The following is a 20,093-nucleotide window of genomic DNA, read 5'->3' as shown; positions in this document are numbered from 1 at the left end:
GTTAAAGAGAAAAATGAGAAGCCGGGTCAGGTCGATGATTTATCATATATTCATAGGTTTTTGCGCTCAATACTCGCGTATTTTTTACCGCTAAACATATCTCTTGCCACATACTCACAGGCAGTTCTAACTGTTTATTTATTCTCCACTTTCTCGACGTTAACTCTCCCTCTTTTCGATGCTGAAAAGTAATAACCGGATAAGCATAACGCTTACTGCCAACTGTTTTCACTTCGTGGGTAAATGACAACCCTTTAAAGCCCGTATTAGAACGTTTCGATTTAATATCATTACGTGCATGCTTTAATTGCAGTTTAAGTAACTGACGTTCTTTATCTTGTGCTCTTCTTAATGCAGTTGAATCTGTATATTTACTGTATGAAAAATAAAACTGTTTCGATTTACCGTTAACACTTACCGAGACACGTACTCCAGCCCATCCGCTGGAAAGATCCCCTGGTTTATAAATCCGAATCATATTACCTCTCTTCTAACTTACTCCCTTTAGATAACTCAACGAGTTGCTCTGGAAGTGGCTTATTAACCGTCACCCCCATGTTTTTAAGGGATTCCGCTTGTGAAACTAAGTTACCTCGCCCTTCACTAAATTGCTTAAGGGCATGGTCATAACTATCCTGGGCTTTATTTAACTGTGCCCCCACCTCAAGCATATTTTGGCTAAATAGGCGCAGTTTGTCGTATAACTTGCTTGCTTGCGCTGCAATTAAACGGCCATTCTTTTCTTGTGAATCGAAACGCCATAGATTCTCAATGGTGCGTAGCGCAATCATTAAGTTGGTCGGGCTCGCCAATAAAATATTATTATCCAGTGCCAACTTCACCAACTCAGGATCATGTTCAATCGCAGCAATAAAGGCCGGTTCAACCGCAACAAATAACAGTACATAATCAAGGCTATTTGCACCAATCAAATTTTGATAATCTTTTTTCGCCAATCCTTTAATATGTTGTCGAACAGAAAGTGCGTGTGCTTTTAATGCCTCTTTTTGTTCCGCAACATTTTCACTATTAAAAAAGCGTTCGTAAGCCACTAATGATACTTTTGAGTCGATAATAATATTTTTATCTTGGGGAAGATGCACAATCACATCGGGTAAAAAGCGTTGACCCGCTTCGTTTTTATAGTGACTTTGTGTTTCGTACTCATGCCCTTCTCGTAAACCAGAGTTCTCTAAGATGCGTTGTAAAACCACCTCACCCCAGTTACCCATTTGCTTATTATCACCCTTTAATGCATTCGTAAGATTATTCGTTTCCTGCTGCATTAACTGGTTAATATTGGCCAGTTTCTTAATCTCTGCTTGTAAATTATAGCGCTCTTTACTTTCATTGATGTAACACGCATTAACTTGCTCTTTAAAACCCTCTAGTTGCACTTTGAAGGGGGCTAATAACTGACTAACACTCTCTTGATTAAGCGCTTTAAACTGAGCGGATTTATCATTAAAAATACGCTGAGAAAGCAGTTCAAATTGGTTGCTGAGCTTCTCTTCATTCTCTTGTTGATCACGCAAGCGCTGTTCACCTGCCTGCAAGCGCACCTCTGACTCACGCAATCGCGCGGTTAATTTGGTATTTTGCATCTGCAAGCTCTCAACCAGCAACGTTGATTGTTCAAGCTGAACGCTCACATTCTCTAGCTCCTCATCGTGAAAAGCATGTTGTTGCTCATTAAGTAATTGTATTGTGTTGAGTTGGCTTTTCGTGCGTAAGTAGAGCAGTAAAAATAGCCCCATCATAAAGACAATCGCCACTATGATAATAATTTCAAGAGAGATTGGTTTCATTAATACTGTAACTTTTTAAGGTAAGCGGTAACAAATCGATTACTGCGGTTCCAAAGCAGAAGATATGCAAGGTAGATAGCAAAGACCACCCATTTATGGATATTTTTTCCCTGGTCTAAATCAGCAAAACTAAAGCCCGGATCGTTACTACTCATCACAAGTACATAACCGACCATAATTATTGGGATCACAAATACTGACGATAACTTCCACAGTAATATTAAAAATTGGCTAAGCTGAGTTAAAAACATAACTTTCTCCACAAAATGTTACTGTTATTTTAAACAGTTATCTTATATTTAGCGACTCTCTTTAGCTGAATCCAACTTTTTTGTGCACCAGTTATCACTGTTTTTTAAAGAAACAGGTACAAACATGCAACAAATACGTCTTTTTGCATGTTTTTTGTTAAAAAATGCTCTATCATGCATGAACGTATGTTTTGGTGCGTGTTTTTCTTTGTTTTATTATTCGATCTAAATTATTGGGGCAGTATTTATGTGTGGAATTGTTGGCGCGGTTGCGCAAAGAGATGTAGCAGAAATTTTACTTGAAGGGTTAAAACGCCTTGAATACCGTGGTTACGATTCAGCAGGTGTTGCGATTGTTAATAACGAACAGCAACTAAACCGTGTTAGACGTTTAGGTAAAGTAAAAGAACTCGCTGATGCCATCACTTCTGATCCCATTACTGGTGGAACAGGTATTGCTCACACTCGCTGGGCAACCCATGGTGAACCCTCTGAAATCAATGCGCATCCTCATATGTCAGGCGACAACATTGCAATTGTGCATAATGGCATTATTGAAAACTATGAAAGCCTGCGTGAAACATTAAAATCTCGTGGTTATGAATTTGTTTCACAAACAGATACAGAGGTGATTGGTCATTTAGTGGAATGGGAATTACGCACTTGTGACAGCCTACTTGAAGCACTACAAAAAACAGCCGCACAACTTGAAGGTGCCTACGGCACGGTAGCGATGGATCGTCGCGACCCAAGTCGTTTAGTGGTTGCACGATCAGGCAGCCCATTAGTCATCGGCTTAGGCCTAGGTGAAAACTTCCTAGCTTCTGACCAATTAGCATTATTAAACGTTACACGCCGCTTTATGTACCTAGAAGAAGGTGATGTGGCTGAAATAACACGTCATGACGTTAATATTTTTGATGTTAATGGTAACCCAGTTACACGCGAAGTACTTGAATCTACAGTTGAACATGATGCTGGTACTAAAGGAAAATACCGCCATTTCATGCAGAAAGAGATCTTTGAGCAACCAACAGCGTTGATCAGTGCAATGGAAGGCCGTATTAGCCATGACAGCGTATTGGTTGAAAGCATCCGTACTGGTGCAAAAGATATTCTGTCTAAGGTAGAGCACGTGCAAATCATTGCCTGCGGCACCTCTTACAACTCAGGCATGGCTGCACGTTATTGGTTTGAATCGTTAGCTGGCGTAAGTTGTGACGTTGAGATTGCCTCTGAATTCCGTTACCGCGATTTTGTGGTACGTCCAAACAGCCTATTATTAACTCTTTCACAATCTGGTGAAACAGCAGATACATTAGCCGCACTTCGCTTAGCAAAAGAAAAAGGTTACATGTCGGCAATGTCGATTTGTAACGTTTCTGGCTCTTCATTAGTACGTGAATCTGATCTCGCGTTCATGACCCGTGCAGGTACTGAGATTGGTGTTGCATCAACGAAAGCATTTACCACGCAGCTTGCTGCTATGTTGATCTTGGTGACTGCGATTGGTAAAGAACAGGGCACCATCAATAAAGAAAAAGAGACTGAAATTGTACAAGCCCTACATTCATTACCAGCGCAAATTGAAAAAGCACTAGAGTTTGATACCGAGATTGAAAAACTAGCAACTGATTTTGCAGATAAACACCACACTTTATTCTTAGGTCGTGGCGAGTACTACCCTATTGCTATGGAAGCAGCACTGAAACTAAAAGAGATCTCTTACATTCATGCTGAAGCTTATGCGGCAGGTGAACTTAAGCATGGTCCATTAGCACTTGTTGATGCGGATATGCCGGTTGTTGTCATCGCACCAAGCAATGATCTGTTAGAGAAACTAAAATCAAACGTTGAAGAAGTACGTGCCCGTGGCGGTCTATTATATGTATTCGCTGATGAAAATTCAGGTTTTGAAGCGAGTGAAGGCATGAAGATTATTTCACTCCCTCACGTAGACCCTATTGTTGCTCCTATCTTCCATACCGTACCAATGCAGTTACTTTCTTACCACGTAGCTTTAATTAAAGGTACCGATGTGGATCAACCACGTAACCTAGCAAAAGCAGTAACGGTAGAGTAATCGTTGTTATACCTCATATAACTAATGTGGGCAGACAATAAAGATTGAAAATAAAGCATTATTACCCCTTAGGTAATAATGCTTTTTTACTTTAATTAATCGTTACAATTAAGAATTGTGTAAATCAGATAAGTATTTCTGCACCGCCGCTTCTTGAACCTTATTATAAGACAGGCCTAACTTGGTTCTGCGTAATAAAATATCATCATGCTTTCTTGCAAACTCGAAATGATATAAATACTTTATTTCTACTTCAAATAGGTTTGGTGCAATTTCTTTGCCTAGCTCCTCTTGTGAGGATAATCCATCTAATAACTTGAATACCCCGCTGCCAAACTGGGTTGCATAACGACTACATAGCTCGTCCTCTAACCAAGAATACTGCTTTTCTAATCTTTTAATCAGTATTGCAAGAGACTCAATATCCCCTCCTGGTAATGGAGTAGAATCTGTCCACGATTCCCCCATCTCCGGAAAATATGGCGATAACTTATCTAATGCAGCTTCTGAAAGTTTGCGGTACGTCGTTAACTTTCCACCAAAGATAGAAAGTAATGGAAGTTGCTCGCCGACTTGTTCGAGCTCCAATGTATAGTCACGTGTAATTGCTTGTGGTGAAGAAGACTCATCTTCACAAAGCGGTCTTACGCCGCTAAAACTACTCACTACTTGCTCTCGATTGATACCCTTAACAAAATGTTGATTAACAATATCAATTAAATAATTAACCTCTTCCTCGCTAATGCAACAATCTTTAGGATCGCCATCAAAATTAACATCTGTAGTACCAACCAACGAATACTTACCAAGGTATGGGATCACGAAAACAATGCGCTGGTCTTTATTTTGTAAGATATAAGCCTGCTCATTATTGTGTAATTTCGGCACAATAATGTGGGAACCTTTAATCAAACGGATACGCCTAGGAGATCGGCGCTTCATCGCATTTGAGATAAAACTTTCTACCCATGGCCCTGCTGCATTAACAACAGAACGGGATAAATAATAACTTATTTTTCCACTATTTTTGTCCAGAACAGCAACTCGCCATAAGCCATCATGCTGATCAATATTCGTCACTTCATGATAATTGTGAACCAATGCTCCTCTCTGTTGTGCATCTAAGATATTAGCCAACACCAATCGTGCGTCATCTACCCAACAATCTGAATACTCGAAGCCTTTTTTAATCGATTCAACAAATAAACCTGTACCTGATAAATCCACAGTCTGCGTTCCAGGTAATGTTTTCCTACGCGCAAGAACATCATATAAAAATAACCCCGCACGAATCATCCAAGCAGGACGTAAGAATGGACGGTGTGGTAGTATAAATCTCATCGGCTTAGCAATGTGTGGCGCCTTATTTAAGATCACCTCACGCTCTGCAAGAGCTTCTGAAACTAATCTAAACTCATAATGCTCAAGATAACGTAAACCACCGTGAATAAGCTTTGAGCTCGCACTTGATGTCGCACTGCCAAAATCATTTGCTTCAAAAAGTGCCGTTTTCAACCCACGACCAGCAGAGTCCGCAGCGATTCCAGCGCCATTAATACCGCCACCAACAACCAGCACATCAAAAATTGACGTATTATCCATTATAAAAATAACTCCATACACGATAAGCAAAACATAGGTTAATCAATTAGGTTTCCTAGTTGATCAAAAAACGGATAAGGACCATCGCTATGATCAATATAACTCAAGTGCGATATAACGGTATCTTGATCCAAAATAAACAACCTAATAGCTGCGGGCTCTAAAGAAAAAGAAGAGTCTGCCTCAGGTTTCAAATCCAAGGTCACTGAGTGGCTATGAGAAGGACCAACCCAGACAGGAATTTTATTCCACAGAGCAGAGATAGGCCTATGTAAATGCCCTGCCACAAGACCATTCACATTATCAAAGCGCTTTAAAATGTCGTATAAATCACCAGCGTTATGCAGATTTTGAACATCCATATGTCCAAGCCCTACAGGCATTGGTGGGTGATGGATAAACAGCATTACCGATTTCTGCTTATGTATTTCTAATGTTTTATTTAACCAAAAAAGCGTTTCTTCTGATAAATATCCATGAGACTCACCAATCACAGATGAGTCTAGACCTATCAATACTTGATCGGGATGATCAACCACAAAATTACAATATTGCGCATGATCGAAAGATGTCATTTCGCCTAATACTTGACGCAAATTATCTCTATTATCATGGTTTCCTGGCACGATATGCACTGGCATTGTAAATTTATAGAGAGCCTTTGAAATAAGTTCATATTCATCTATTGTGCCAAAATCACCTAAATCTCCCGTTATCACTACAAGGTCTGGGCAAGGAACTAACGCATTGATATGTGAAATTGCTTTTTCTAAACATGCTAATGTATCCACCTTTTTATAGGCGTGCTTACCCGCTTTTTTGATGTGTAGATCGGTTAATTGTGCAATAAGCATAAATATTACCCCTGCAAAGGAATCAAGTGTTTTGACTCAAAGGAAAGTGCAACAATTTGCCCACTTGGGTATTCAATTCTCTGAAAACAATCCACAATCACTTTACCCTCTTTTTGCACCTTCTCAAGCGTAACGCGAGTGCGATCCCCTAAGAATACAGAGCTGCTGACGATACCTGTTAACGCGTGCTGCTCATCCGTTACCTTTGTAAGGCGAATATCTTCAGGTCGTAGCATCATGCTGAGGGTTTCATTGGCATTCGACGAAGCAAGTGCTTCCGAAGACAGTGGTATTTTCTTACCCGTATTCAATACTAATTGAGCATCAATGACGTTACCTTCAAAGCGATTCATCTGACCGATAAAGTCCGCTACAAAAGCATTTTTAGGTTGTAAATAGATCTCTTTCGCGGAGCCAATTTGAGCTATTTCACCATGGTCGAGTACCGCAATTCTATCGCCCATTGCCATTGCTTCTTCTTGGTCATGTGTAACATAAACGGCCGTTATTCCTAGGCTCTTTAGCAATGTACGAATATCTCCTCGTAAACGCGCTTTTAATAATGCGTCCAATGCAGATAACGGCTCATCAAGCAATAAAACATCAGGTTCAGTGATAATTGCTCTTGCTAGTGCGACTCGTTGACGCTGACCACCGGAAAGCTGATGCACACCTCGTTTTGCATACTTTTCCAAATCAAACATTTTCAGCATTTCAGCCAATTTATGGTCTATTACTGCAGTATCAATACCACGCACTTTTAGGCCATAAACAATATTTTCACTCACGTTCATATTAGGAAAAAGAGCATAAGACTGAAAGACCATACCAACCTTGCGCTTTTCAATGGGTAGTTCGGTCACGTTTTTATCACCAAAATTAATAGAACCACCATTTGAATCAGCAAACTCTAAGCCTGCAATAAGGCGTAATGTCGTTGTTTTACCACAACCTGAAGGCCCAAGTAGCACCAAAATCTCTTCTGCTTTAATGGTTAAATCTGTTGGTTTTAATGCAAGTGTTCCGTCTGAAAATGTTTTAGTAATATTTTTTAACGTAATCTCAACGCTATTTGTTTTATCTGTCATTGTCTTCTCAACCTAGTTGTTCTGTACTTTCTTATTATTTAACATTTGTGCCAATACCAATAACGGCAAAATTAAACAAAGAAAAATTAATGTATATGCAGAGCTCACTTCAAAACGCATTGACGCATAAGAGTCAGCTAAACCAACGGGTAGTGTTTTTGTCAGTGGTGTATGTAACATCCAAGTCAAGTTGAACTCACCAATTGAAAGCGTCAGCGTCATCAACATGCCCGCGACAATGCCTGCTTTACAATTTGGAATGATCACATCAAAGAAGCGACGCCAGAAACTAGCCCCTAAGCTTGCAGCTCCCTCTTCTAATACCTTAAAGTTGAAGCTTTGTAATACCGCCAGCACTGACTTAACCATAAATGGCAAGGTAAAAATAACGTGCCCAATTAGAATGAAGAACCAACTAGAACGAAAATCACTAAACCCACCGTACACCGAGATAATACCCAGAGAAATTGCCATACCAGGTATCGCAATGGGTAGTGTCAGTAGCTCATCAAAAACAGAGACCCAGCGACTTTTACTGCTCGCCATGACATAAGCACAGGGCACACCAACAATGACGTTGATCATCGTCGTAGCAAGCGCAATCTTCATCGTTAACCAGATAGTATCCGAATAAAGCATCCACACTTGCTCTACCCAGCGCAGGGTAAAGCCACTTTTGATACCTACAAAATAATTGTTGGTAACACCCGCAACAGCAGACATAACCACTGGCACAATTAAGAAAGAACATACTGCTAACGTAAATAAAAGCTGCATGTAAAAGTATTTATCTTTTTTCATTGTTATCCACCCATACCAACTGACGCGGCACCTTGTCGCTTAGCGATCCCTAAACATACCCACGTAACCAAACCAAGAATTAAGCTCAGCGCAGCTGCCATCGCAAAATTAGCATTAAGCGTAAATTCTGTATAAATAGTCATTGGCAAAACATTAATATTGGTTGCCAATGTGAATGCAGTACCAAATGCGCCCATTGAAGTAGCAAAACAGATTGAACCTGAAGAAATCAACCCTGGTCTTAAGGTTGGCACCGTAACATCGCAAAATATTTGCCAACGGCTAGCGCCTAAAGATCGCCCTGCTTCAATCAAGTTTTGATCCAGTTTTTCTGCCGCTCCCATTACCGTTAAGACAACACGGGGAATTGAGAAATAGAGATAACCTAAAAATAAACCGGCCATCGAATAAGCAAACATCCAACGCTCACCAACAAGCGCGAGGCCAATTTGAGCAAATAACCCCTGCCGTCCAGCTAACATAATCACGAAGAAGCCGATAACAACGCCGGGAAAGGCAAGTGGAAAGCTCAACATCGCAATCAACACTTGCTTGCCCCAGAATTCATAACGAGTAAGAAAAAGGCCTGTAATCGTCGCTATCACTAAACTTACAAACGTCACGAAGGTAGATAAACCAACCGTGGATAACAAACTTTTCAGATACATCGGCTGCGTTAAAATATTCCAATAGCTAATACCGTTACCTTCAACAACAGAGACCTTGAATAACTGTACGATAGGTAAAAGAAAAAAAGCGAAGCTAATAATTATCGCAGGCAAAACTAAAAAGAGAGAAATACGTGTATTTTTCATATTATTAATAATGGTACTTACGTACCATTATCCATTCAGTGTATATCTAGTTTGGGTTAGTTGACTTCACGTAGGTAAAGCTCAGCAAACTGTCGTTGATTTTCTGCCATTTTTGAAAAATCGACAGTAGTTACTCGTGCGTAATCGCTATCTGGTAGGAATTTACTTCGTACTTCGCTATCCATAACACCATCAATGATTGGTCGTAAATAAGCATTTGCCCAGACCTGTTGGCCTTTATCAGAGAGGACAAAATCTAATATTTTTTCGCCATTTCCTGGATTTTTTGAATTCTTTACCTTACTCATAACATAAGGAACGGCAATCGTGCCTTCTTGAGGAATCACAAAAGCGGCATTTGTGTAATCATCATATTTTGCACGATATGCATTAAAGTCATAATCCAATAAGATTGGAATCTCACCTGATAAAACACGTGCATAAGATGTTTGCTTTGGCACAATTGGGCGATTTTTAGCTAATTTATTAAAATACTCGATAGCAGGAGCAAAGTTATCAATGTCTCCTCCCATTGCTTCATTAATCGCCACTGCACTCGCATAACCTACAAATGCACTTGTCGGGTCCAAGTAACCAACCATGCCACGATATTCAGGCTTTAATAGGTCATCCCAAGTTTGTGGTACGGCAGCACCATCTAATGCATCTTCATTAACAAAAAAACCAATAGTACCTGAATGGATAGCAAACCAATTACCATCAGGATCTTTCATTCCCTCAGGAATTTGATCCCAATTAGCAGGCTTATAAGGCTCTACAACATCTTGTTTTGCTGCATTGATACCAAATGAAACGCCGTAATATACAACATCAGCTACAGGGCTATTTTTTTCCGCCACTAGTTGAGAAAATGTCTGACCTGAGTTTTTATTATCCATCGGAACTTGAATACCTAACTCTTTATTAATCAGTTGTAATTGCTTGCCCCAATTTGCCCATTCAGGAGGACAGTTATAACAAATAGCATTCGAAGCTTGCGCTTGAAAGGAAGCACCAGCGAGTCCAAGAAGCAGACCTGTCGCGCCAATTAAACTAGATATTTTTTTAATGCTCATTATTTTCTCCAACAATTAACGGTGAGTTAATATTTAAATTGTAAATTTGGATTCACTCTGTGATTGCGTCTTTTTAATTATTTTTAATTATTTTTAATTATTTTTAATTATTTTTAATTCGAAAAAATGAATTACTTTCCCGTTAGGTTCATCTTTGCGGGCGATTGCTCTATTAAGATACATTTATTAGAATGAAGAGCGCTGAGCAGACACTTCAACGGCCTAGTAGCACTCAATAATCATCTTCTAAATAATTTAAATCACGGCGAGACTAGATAAATTATGTGACAGAAATAAGTCATTTTTTTTACTATTGCATTACAGAGGAGACACGGGTAATCACCAAAAAATCAAACACGTGAGTGATTGAATTTAAATACCTTTTTAATTTAGGGGGCATGTAGAAGTCGAGGTCTTAATATTGAAACGCGTATGTAATGAAGGCAGCCTGGATAGTAAACCAACTCTAAAAATATTTAGAAATTATTAATATCAGAACTATTTTAAAACAAAGTAAAAACACAACAAAAGGCAAGTAAAGGTCAAGTACAGTGACATACCCGTAATATTTCTGTCACATAATAACAGGTAGCTTGATTGATAATTAACAGCAAACAAGCACCTGGTCGAACCAGTTAAAGCGAAAGTAATGAACTAAAAATGATAAAAAACCTACCAAATCCTAGTTACTATTATTTGTTCTCGCTGATTGCGCGACCTCTTTGGAAACGATCGTTTGTCCAATCGGCGCAAAGGAGATGATAGCTAGTTTTAAGTGCTGAATGGCAAAAGGAATACCAATAATAGTCATTGCACAAGCAACCGCTGAAATAAGATGCCCTAGCGCTAACCAAATTCCGGCCAATAAACACCAAATAACGTTACCCACTAACCCCCAATCGCCAGTACCAACATCTGCTTGCCCTGTCAGGTATCGCCTGTCTATTGGCTCTTTACCAAAAGGTAAAAATGAAAAATTACCTATAACAAAACAAGCCTTTGCCCAAGGAATGCCAATAATCGTCATAAAGGCTAAGACTCCCATCAGCCACCACGCTAGGCCCATAAAAACCCCGCCGAATAACAACCAAATAATATTACCGATTAAAGTGATCATGCTATTTCCAAAATAAGATAAAAAATGAGAATAAATAATTTTTTAAAAAGAAGCAAAGAATAGATAAAGCAGAATTTCTGTTGCTAAAATCATAGGAAAACTTTAGCCTGACAACCTTATTAGTGTTTAGGAAACGGATAAAGTGACTTACCCTCGCATCGAAATACCCTTTAATTACCGAAATACCTGTTGGTTTTGTGGGGAACCTGATGATAAAAAGATTAATTTCCCGAAAAAAGCATACGAAGCGAACATCGTCAGCCATAAACCACTCTGCCTACCGAGTTGTAAAGAGTGTGCGAGTATCGTGCAACGCAGTGCCTTTACTTCAATCTATGCTTATCGTGATGCAATCAAGCAAGCCTTAGTCAAGAAACACCAAAAAGTACTCAGTATCGGTTCCAACTGGACAGAGCAAGAACTATTGGAGTCTGAATTAGAAGGTAGTGCTTTCGAGGGATTTAAACGCAGTGCATGGCCTATGTTCAAGATGATGCAGGCGCGCATAAATTATGTCGGTTGGCCAGTGATTATCAATAATGATCAACTCATTGAAGAGCAAGATAATGAGAGCTTCACCTTTGATGGCGTTAACTACACCTGTTTAGATGATGCGGTCACCCACGCTGTTAACACCTTCTTTTTAGATGAAGAGCTGTTTACCCGTGTTTTAAGTGTGCTGGGTAAATCCAAATTCTCACAAGCAATTCGCTTATGTCGTTTATACCCTAAATTAACCAGTAAACAGAGAGAATCTGTATTTCTGGAGATACTTGATAGTATTGGCCTCTAAACTTAATTCACAAAAAAGCGTGACGTCATGATGACAATACGTTCAAAATAAAAATGAATAACTTACAAAAGGAAACCGTTCGTGCAAAAAAAACTTTCAAGCGCTTTTTATGACGCAATGTTTGGTCCAGAACAATTGTCGACAGAAATAAATGCTATTGAAGAAAAAGCCTTAAATAATGTACGAGATATTCTCAATAACCCAGTAAAATTAAGCCATCAAATTCCTCCACTGCCTACCGTATTATTAGAGTTAATCGATACCTTAAAAAATGATAATGCAACCTTTATAGATATCGCTTTGGTAATAGAAAAAGATCCCTCACTGGCGATTGAAGTACTGAAAGTCGCAAACTCTTCTCTTTATTACACAGGAAATGGTGAGATTACGTCATTGAAAAAGGCGGTATCATTGATCGGAGTTTCTGGTATTGCGAGTATCTCAAGCACCATATTAATGAAAAAAATTCGCCCTGCAGCACCTATCTATTACAAGATGTTTGGTCGCCAAATCTGGATGCATTCGATGCAGTGTGCCTTTTTATGTAAAGCACTCGCCAAAGATGAAAAACAGGATGAATTTGACGCTTATTTCCTAGGGTTAATCCACGATATTGGTAAGATAATTATCTTTAACTGCTTATGCGAAGCGCTACGCTCAGAGCCGCCAAGCAGTTCACCCGGCACACGTACTTTTAAAGCACTCATGACTGAAATGTCTGCCGATATCTCTTTTTTCATTGCCCAAGAATGGGGATTACCAGCAATTTATTGTGATGCATTACAAGCACACCGAAATGTGCGTTCATCAGCACTAGCCACCACGTTATATAAGGGCAACCTACTCAGTGAGACCTACCTACTGGTAAAAAATAAAGGCTTGGATGACGATATTATTGATAGGTTGCTCAGTAAGTTGTCTGTTGATAAACAGATTTGGATAGCATTTATTGCACTTTGCCCTGAGATTGAGAAGCATGTTTGATCAACATTTGGTGTACTTCCTGTAATGAAACTTCAACGATATGCCCTAACTTCAGCACCTCTGCACAAGGGGCAACTAAATCTGGAATCTGAAACACCTGCATATTAGCCGCAATACCCGAACGTACGCCATTATTTGAATCTTCAAAAACAAGGCATTGTTCGGGACTTACCTGTAAACGTTCAGCCGCTAATAAAAATATCTCGGGATGTGGTTTGCCCTGTTTGACCTCACATCCAGTAGATAATTGCTCGAAGTAACCATACAGGCCAGCTAATTTAAGCTTAGTAATCGCTAACTCTTTAGGTGTTGATGTTGCTACCGCCATCGGGATGTTTTGTGATTTCAACCACTCAAGCAGCTCAATCACGCCTTTTTTAACCGGGATTGCTTGCGTCTCTACGATCGGATGGTATCTATCCATCCAAGCTGCTCTTAAGGTTGGATAAGCAATTTTATCGCTATAACCCGCGCTTAATACCTCTTCAATGCCCTGTGCATTACGACCAATAATACCTAGGTAGGTTTGTTCTAAAAATGGTAAGGATAAAGCATAACAAGCATCGCGAAAAGCTTCTAAACAAACACGTTCGGTGTCTAATAACAATCCATCCATGTCAAAAATGGCCGCTTGGTAATTCATTACACTCTCCTCTTATAAAACACCATGATACCGATAACTTTTGACAAAAAATAGCATACCAAGATGATTTGCATTTACGCTGAAATAGCATTCAATACATAACCATTAATTAAAGAGGAACTTTGTGCGGTTTATCGACTCTGATAGAAAGAAGATAATTAATTGAAATTTTTATGTAAAATAACCTCTCTTATTAATCGATACCCAACGATTTGGAGCTTTACCTTGAACAACCTTCCCCTTTTGATGCGCCTACTGGCCTTTGCTCTTTTTTTTAGCAGCTTACCTGTAAAAAGTGCAGATTTTATTCAAACCAGTACCGGGTGGTTAATAAGTCCAATGCATCAACCCGTTTCTGTTCAAGCACAAATGACAGGGCAAGTTGACCAGCAGTCTAAAACAGCCGATCTGTTATTAGATATTAACCTTGAAGGTGAGTGGAAAACTTACTGGCGCTCTCCCGGTGAAGGTGGTGTTGCGCCAGCATTTGAGTGGCAAACAGAATCTAAAAATATCAGCAATATTAATTGGTTTTGGCCTGCGCCTAAACGCTACCCTGTGTTAGGTGTTGATACGCTTGGTTATAAACACCAAATACACCTCCCATTAACCATTGAGTTGCAGGATTTAAATCAGCCAACGCTGTTAAAAGGCCGTTTAACCCTCGCATCTTGTACCACTATTTGTGTGTTAAGTGATTACGATATTGAATTGTCATTTAGCATTGCTGATCTATTGATTGATCAGGATGTCGCCTTTAGTTATGCGCAAGCGATGGGCTCAGTGCCGATTTTAATTGATGAGGCACACATTGAGAGTGGTAAAAATAGCGCCTCAATTACAGCATTACAATCCTATTGGAATCAAGCTAAACAGCAACTTGTTGTTCAGGTTGAGAATCAGTTTGAGTGGCAAAAACCAGATCTATTTGTCGATTTACAAAATCCAGAATTAGATGGCATCTTTTTTTCTACGCCGCAGATAAGTGTTGTTAACAAACAATTAACCGCCACCTTTGATGCTTCTACTTGGGGGGGAGATGTTGATTTAAGTGATACTAAAATTCATGCGACCGTCATTGACCAAGATGTTGCTGTAGAATTAGTAAGTACTACCAGCGATAAAATTATTATCAGCTCAAACAGTGAAGCCAATATCATATCCATGTTTCTTATCGCGTTACTTGGCGGCTTGATTCTTAATATCATGCCCTGCGTATTACCCGTTTTAGGCATGAAACTTAGCTCTGTCTTGGGTGCCCACGGCATTAAAAAATCACAAATTAGAAAACAGTTTTTAGCCTCTTCGTTGGGTATTTTGAGCTCATTTTGGTTATTAGCCCTGTTTCTGCTCACATTAAAACTCTCTGGTGAAGCGCTTGGCTGGGGCATTCAGTTTCAAAACCCCTATTTCATTGCTGCGATGGTTGCTATCACCGCATTGTTTGCCGCGAATATGCTGGGATTATTTGAAATTCAGCTACCTTCAAGCATGCAAACTTGGTTAGCCACCAAGGGTGACCAATCCTATTTGGGGCATTTTTTACAGGGAATGTTTGCCACGCTGCTTGCAACACCTTGTAGCGCACCGTTTCTGGGCACGGCTGTCGCTTTTGCATTAGGTGCTTCAGTGGTTGAGTTGTTTGTTATCTTCAGCGCATTAGGCTTAGGCATGGCACTACCTTGGCTGTTAATTGCCCTATTCCCTTCTATTGCACTGTTATTACCTAAACCAGGTAAATGGATGGGCAGCGTTAAGCTTATTTTTGCGCTGATGATTTTAGCGACCAGTTTATGGTTATTAAGCCTATTAACGAGCTTTATCGGTATCGCCTATGTGCTACTTATTACCGCGCTATTACTCATTATACTTTTCACTTTAGTGACGAGAAAACATGGTAAAAAAGTACTGCTTATCACCCTCGCTTCAGTATTGTTGATAAGTGCAGTTGGTTTGTTAGTCAGTAGTTTAACGGCAAAACATTGGGCAACCCCACTAGCCAATGATCTGCATTGGCAACCACTCGATACGACCCAACTTAAACAGTATGTTGAATCAGGAAAAACGGTATTTGTTGATGTCACTGCCGATTGGTGTGTCACCTGTAAAGCCAATAAAATTGGGGTGTTGCTGCAAGACCCTGTTTATAGTGCATTGCAAGCTGAAGATATTATATTAATGAAAGGTGATTGGACCGTACGCTCCGATAACATAACCCAATACCTACAATCCTATGGTCGTTACGGCGTGCCCTTTAATATTGTTTATGGTCCTGCAATACCACAGGGTATTGAGTTATCCACAATTTTAAGTAGTGATGCAGTGATCAATGCCATCACTTTGTCTCAGGAACAATAAAATGAGCAATAAAAAACAATCGATAAAACAACGTAAAGGCTGGTTAGGTTGGCTAAAAGAGCTACTCATATTTAGCCTGATTGCGATTGTTATTAGTGTGGCAATCGATCTCTGGCGAGGGCAATCAATTGTTTCCGGTACGGCACCAACATTAAATGCACAGTCGCTGCTAGGCGAACAGGTAGATCTGATCAAAATGAGTAATGAAGAGCCTGTTTTGGTCTACTTTTGGGCAACCTGGTGTGGGGTGTGTACTACGGTATCACCCTCAGTCGATTTTATCGCAGATCATTATCAAGTAGTTACCGTTGCACTAAGCTCAGGGGAACCAAAGCGTATCAAGCAATACCTCAATGCCAAAGAGTATGATTTTAATGTGGTAAATGATCCTAGAGGGGAAATTAGTCGCCAATGGGGCGTATCGGTAACTCCCACCATTTTTATCATCGATAAAGGGAAAATAAGCTCGGTTACCACCGGATTTACCTCTCCGATAGGCATGTGGTTACGCTTATTCTTTAGCTAACAACCGGTACTTTTTACGCGATAGGTTGCTTTTTGTATTGCAACCCGACCGTTGGGCATCATTTTTTGCGCTGCCTGTTGATAATCTAAGTAGCAGGCATCATTTTTAAAACGATCCAGATATAAGCGAATCACGCCCTCTTTATTGGTGGGAGCATACTCAATAAGATCACTGTCTAAAAAACGCTGTAAATCTTTTTCTTGTGCACGTAACTCCCCATAAATAAGGTAAGCACCCGCATCTTTTTCACCTAATATATCGGTTGTTTGTAATGCATTTTCCTGCACACCTTTAATGAGCGCTCGGCTATAAAGCATTCGATTAACAGAGCTAATACTTAATACTGTTGCATTTAACGCTTTTATACGTGCTTCTATGCCAACATCGATAAATTTTGGCAATGCAAAAATAGCAACAACAAACAACAGGATGATAATAACCACATATTCAAATAGCGGATATTCAATACGTTTTTTCACTTTTTATTTAATCCCCAAATACCTACCATTCAACCTATTCCATACTTATTTAAAAGCTCATTGCATATTCTATTTATTAAGCCGCCAAAATAATTCTATGTATTTTAGTACCTTTACGATTTTTTTATTTTGCTATGTATTGTAACTTTGAGATGTATGCTAAATTACTACGCCTAAATTACCTACCATTTTGGAGCTTTCATGGATCAGTATGCTGTTTTTGGTAACCCGATAAAACAAAGTAAGTCCCCTTTTATCCACACTCTTTTTGCGACACAAACATCGCAACAACTTGTTTATAGAGCAATCGAACCTTCTAATGAAGATTTTAAAATTACCTTACGTAAATTTTTTGCAGGCGAAGGAAAAGGCTGCAACGTAACGATGCCCTATAAAGAGGAGGCGTTTCAATTTGCACAACAACTGACTGATCGAGCAACCTTAGCAGGTGCTGTAAATACCTTAAAGCTTACCGATGATAATCTAATTATTGGTGATAATACCGATGGTGCTGGTTTAGTATTAGATCTTAAAAACAACCATATTGACCTCGCTGACGCACGAATTTTATTACTGGGAGCTGGCGGTGCTGCACGTGGCGTTTGTGGTCCATTACTTGCAGAATCTCCCAAAGAGATCGTCATTGCAAATCGAACTTTCAGCAAAGCGGAAACATTAGTATCTATCTTTAAAGACCTAGGTAATGTCGGCGCTTGTGAACTGGATAACTTAAGCGGTGAATTTGACCTTATTATTAATTCAACCGCAGCGAGTCTCAACGGAGAAGTGCCAGCAATTAGCCCGCTGCTAATCCGACCTGAAACCGCAATATACGACATGATGTATAGCGCTCAACTAACCCCTTTCAATGCTTGGGCAAAACAACTCGGCGCACGCGTCACAATTGATGGCTTAGGCATGTTAGTCGGACAAGCAGCAGAAAGCTTTGCTATGTGGCGCGGTATTAAGCCGGGCGCAAAACAAGTATTAAATGAATTACGCCACAATTTATCGTAACCAAACAACTTTCTTATAATAAAAATAAAAACTGGAGAAACTTATGCACAACTCTCATATCGATGAGCTAATTAAATTACTAAAACCAATCTGGTTAAAAAATAAAGAGTTAACTTTTTTAGAGCTGCTCACGTTAATTAACAAAGAAGCAGGTTCTGCACAACCATTAGGTAACCTGAGTGATGAAGCGATTATTACTTACCTGCAAGCTTTGCAAACTAAAAGCAATGAAACAGTACATCTGGTTGATGAAGTACTAGAGTTGTTAGCACCTTACTGGATAAAGAATAATGAACTAAGCTTAATGGCACTGCTCGCTTTACTACAAAAACAATCTGGATTCTCAGACACGCTAGATAAGCTCACTGACTCGGTGATTATTTATCACTTAAAAATGGATCAGACCGAAGAGGGTGAAATGATCCCGGGCATTAAAAAAGATTGTGAAGATGACTTTCAAACAGCCTTGTTAAAAGCACGAGGTCTTATTTAAAGGGGTAAACATGGCCAATCATAGGATACTGTTATCCGTTATTTGTAGTTTACTTGTTTGGGGATGTGAAGATTCCACCTCCGAACCTAATAACAATGCGACAGACTTAGGCCAAGTTTATACCTATCGCGAGCACACCTTAGCAACACCTCAGCGAGACCCTGCCAGCTGTGTGAATTATTCACGCAGTTGTAGTGTCGCAGAATTACCTTTTATCGCTATTAGCTATCCCGAACCTGACATTCAACAAATAATGTCTCGTGTCGTCGTTTCACATGATTGGATGGGCGCACGATTTGAATCGCTATTAGCGGTGTTGCCCGAGCATATATTAACCCTACTTGGCTCAGTCACAGCGATCGTTATCGCAAATAATATCCGCCCCTCTTTCTATTGGACAGGATCTGGTGCTATCTACCTTGATCCCGCTGCATTATGGCTAACCAATACTGAAAAACTAGATATTGATAAAACAGAAGATTACCGAGATGGTTTTTCAAATGGCTTACGTTATAATTTTTTTCACCGTTTTGTTAAAGATGACCAACCTGCCTATTATCGTTACTCCTTAACCAGTGATGTTGAGCGCGACATTGATGATATTATTATTCCAGTAGCAAGTTTACTGTTTCACGAATTAGCACACGCTAATGATTTTATGCCCATCTCATTAATGCCTTCTCTGAATATGAATGCGACCACTTCATCGGAAATAAATCGTTTTTCTGACATCCGTTTGAACGAACAATTAACACAAAACTATCCCATCAACGATGCCGTACTTACAGCCCAATCAATGATTTTATATCGAGGCCAACAAGCAACTGAAGAGAGAAAGCTAGATACTGCATCAGAGCTAGGTGCTTTATTTGAACAGGAAGGCGCAAATCATCTTTATGCCTACTCACAGCAAGCTGAAGATGTCGCGATGTTATTCCAAGCAACCATGCTCAGCTATTATTATGATATAAAAATGGATAGTGCTTTTGTCATACAGCCAGAAATTGACAGTAACAGTTGTAGTGATTATACGGTCAGTTGGGGGCAGAGACACCGTATCGCTGACCCCATCAGCAAGCCACGCACACAATTCATCAGCCAGCAGATATTGCCTAACATCGATTTTAATGATTTTTTTGAACAACTCGCCTCACCACAATCATTCCCCTCATTGACCAGTTGGTGCAACATTAGTCTAACGGAGTCTGCCACAGAAAATATACAGACTAGATCTGCACAAAAAAATACGATTGAAGCACTAAAAAAAGATCATCATCACGGAGCGCTGCCCCTAATTAAATAATT

General features: G+C 39.7%; 20 protein-coding genes. 8 read left to right on the top strand and 12 right to left on the bottom strand.

The features are described from left to right. Position 1 precedes the first annotated feature (1 nt). The 3 genes from QQK09_RS07790 to QQK09_RS07780 are packed head-to-tail and all read right to left on the bottom strand — an operon-like array spanning position 2 to position 2,059. A complete protein-coding gene (locus tag QQK09_RS07790; RefSeq protein WP_284203564.1) occupies positions 2 to 478 on the bottom strand; it encodes a hypothetical protein in 477 nt (158 codons plus the stop codon). Between the two features lies 1 nt (position 479). Beyond that, positions 480 to 1,808, bottom strand: coding sequence for a DNA recombination protein RmuC (rmuC, locus tag QQK09_RS07785; RefSeq protein ID WP_284203563.1), 1,329 nt, complete (start codon positions 1,806 to 1,808; stop codon positions 480 to 482). Further along, positions 1,808 to 2,059, bottom strand: a complete 252-nt coding sequence (locus QQK09_RS07780; protein ID WP_284203562.1) for a hypothetical protein — start codon at positions 2,057 to 2,059, stop codon at positions 1,808 to 1,810. The genes rmuC and QQK09_RS07780 overlap by 1 nt, the downstream gene beginning before the upstream one ends. Positions 2,060 to 2,306: 247 nt before the next feature. On the opposite strand from QQK09_RS07780, the gene glmS reads away from it, so the two are divergent. Continuing rightward, positions 2,307 to 4,142 (top strand): glutamine--fructose-6-phosphate transaminase (isomerizing), encoded by a 1,836-nt coding sequence (gene glmS / locus QQK09_RS07775; protein WP_284203561.1) that lies wholly within the window; start codon positions 2,307 to 2,309, stop codon positions 4,140 to 4,142. Positions 4,143 to 4,250: 108 nt separating this feature from the next. On the opposite strand, the gene glpD is transcribed toward glmS, so the two are convergent. The 7 genes from glpD to QQK09_RS07740 all read right to left on the bottom strand — a co-directional run bounded on the left by glpD (position 4,251) and on the right by QQK09_RS07740 (position 11,495). After that, entirely contained in the window at positions 4,251 to 5,744 is a 1,494-nt protein-coding gene (glpD, locus tag QQK09_RS07770) for a glycerol-3-phosphate dehydrogenase (protein ID WP_284203560.1), read from the bottom strand. 38 nt (positions 5,745 to 5,782) lie between these two features. Next, entirely contained in the window at positions 5,783 to 6,598 is an 816-nt protein-coding gene (locus tag QQK09_RS07765) for a phosphodiesterase (protein WP_284203559.1), read from the bottom strand. 5 nt (positions 6,599 to 6,603) lie between these two features. Further along, positions 6,604 to 7,686, bottom strand: coding sequence for an ABC transporter ATP-binding protein (locus QQK09_RS07760; RefSeq protein ID WP_284203558.1), 1,083 nt, complete (start codon positions 7,684 to 7,686; stop codon positions 6,604 to 6,606). 12 nt (positions 7,687 to 7,698) lie between these two features. Beyond that, a complete protein-coding gene (locus QQK09_RS07755; RefSeq protein WP_284203557.1) occupies positions 7,699 to 8,487 on the bottom strand; it encodes an ABC transporter permease in 789 nt (262 codons plus the stop codon). 2 nt (positions 8,488 to 8,489) lie between these two features. Continuing rightward, positions 8,490 to 9,302, bottom strand: a complete 813-nt coding sequence (locus tag QQK09_RS07750; protein ID WP_284203556.1) for an ABC transporter permease — start codon at positions 9,300 to 9,302, stop codon at positions 8,490 to 8,492. 56 nt (positions 9,303 to 9,358) lie between these two features. Beyond that, the gene (locus QQK09_RS07745) at positions 9,359 to 10,378 is read right to left on the bottom strand and encodes an ABC transporter substrate-binding protein (RefSeq protein WP_284203555.1); all 1,020 of its coding nucleotides are present in this window, start codon (positions 10,376 to 10,378) and stop codon (positions 9,359 to 9,361) included. A 682-nt stretch (positions 10,379 to 11,060) separates the two neighbouring features. Further along, entirely contained in the window at positions 11,061 to 11,495 is a 435-nt protein-coding gene (locus tag QQK09_RS07740; RefSeq protein WP_284203554.1) for a YccF domain-containing protein, read from the bottom strand. A gap of 142 nt (positions 11,496 to 11,637) precedes the next feature. On the opposite strand from QQK09_RS07740, the gene QQK09_RS07735 reads away from it, so the two are divergent. Together QQK09_RS07735 and QQK09_RS07730 are read left to right on the top strand one after the other, a co-directional pair. After that, positions 11,638 to 12,288 carry a hypothetical protein gene (locus QQK09_RS07735; RefSeq protein ID WP_284203553.1) on the top strand — a complete coding sequence of 217 codons (651 nt, stop codon included), beginning with the start codon at positions 11,638 to 11,640 and terminating at the stop codon, positions 12,286 to 12,288. An 81-nt stretch (positions 12,289 to 12,369) separates the two neighbouring features. Next, positions 12,370 to 13,272 carry an HDOD domain-containing protein gene (locus QQK09_RS07730; protein WP_284203552.1) on the top strand — a complete coding sequence of 301 codons (903 nt, stop codon included), beginning with the start codon at positions 12,370 to 12,372 and terminating at the stop codon, positions 13,270 to 13,272. On the opposite strand, the gene QQK09_RS07725 is transcribed toward QQK09_RS07730, so the two are convergent. Then, positions 13,235 to 13,915 carry an HAD family hydrolase gene (locus tag QQK09_RS07725; protein ID WP_284203551.1) on the bottom strand — a complete coding sequence of 227 codons (681 nt, stop codon included), beginning with the start codon at positions 13,913 to 13,915 and terminating at the stop codon, positions 13,235 to 13,237. The two genes, QQK09_RS07730 and QQK09_RS07725, sit on opposite strands and share 38 nt — an antisense overlap. A gap of 225 nt (positions 13,916 to 14,140) precedes the next feature. On the opposite strand from QQK09_RS07725, the gene QQK09_RS07720 reads away from it, so the two are divergent. Both QQK09_RS07720 and QQK09_RS07715 read left to right on the top strand, forming a co-directional pair. Beyond that, entirely contained in the window at positions 14,141 to 16,273 is a 2,133-nt protein-coding gene (locus QQK09_RS07720; RefSeq protein ID WP_348532704.1) for a protein-disulfide reductase DsbD family protein, read from the top strand. Between the two features lies 1 nt (position 16,274). Beyond that, positions 16,275 to 16,799: a protein disulfide oxidoreductase gene (locus tag QQK09_RS07715; RefSeq protein ID WP_284203550.1), complete on the top strand. Its 525-nt coding sequence runs from the start codon at positions 16,275 to 16,277 to the stop codon at positions 16,797 to 16,799. Here QQK09_RS07715 and QQK09_RS07710 read toward each other — a convergent pair. Continuing rightward, positions 16,796 to 17,278, bottom strand: coding sequence for a hypothetical protein (locus QQK09_RS07710; protein WP_284203549.1), 483 nt, complete (start codon positions 17,276 to 17,278; stop codon positions 16,796 to 16,798). The genes QQK09_RS07715 and QQK09_RS07710 overlap by 4 nt on opposite strands. 201 nt (positions 17,279 to 17,479) lie before the next feature. Between QQK09_RS07710 and aroE the strand changes: the two genes are divergently transcribed. Genes aroE through QQK09_RS07690 form a run of 3 tightly spaced genes read left to right on the top strand, consistent with a single transcriptional unit; the run spans position 17,480 to position 20,091 of the window. After that, positions 17,480 to 18,295, top strand: coding sequence for a shikimate dehydrogenase (gene aroE, locus QQK09_RS07705; protein ID WP_284203548.1), 816 nt, complete (start codon positions 17,480 to 17,482; stop codon positions 18,293 to 18,295). A gap of 43 nt (positions 18,296 to 18,338) precedes the next feature. After that, a complete protein-coding gene (locus QQK09_RS19315; protein WP_348532703.1) occupies positions 18,339 to 18,788 on the top strand; it encodes a DUF1040 family protein in 450 nt (149 codons plus the stop codon). Positions 18,789 to 18,798: 10 nt separating this feature from the next. After that, on the top strand, positions 18,799 to 20,091 hold the full coding sequence (locus QQK09_RS07690; RefSeq protein ID WP_284203547.1) for a hypothetical protein: 1,293 nt from the start codon (positions 18,799 to 18,801) through the stop codon (positions 20,089 to 20,091). The last annotated feature ends 2 nt before the right edge of the window (positions 20,092 to 20,093 follow it).

The organism is Psychromonas marina (assembly GCF_030161115.1).
Classification (GTDB): Bacteria; Pseudomonadota; Gammaproteobacteria; order Enterobacterales; family Psychromonadaceae; genus Psychromonas; species Psychromonas marina.
This window is presented reverse-complemented; position numbering and strand designations above follow the sequence as displayed.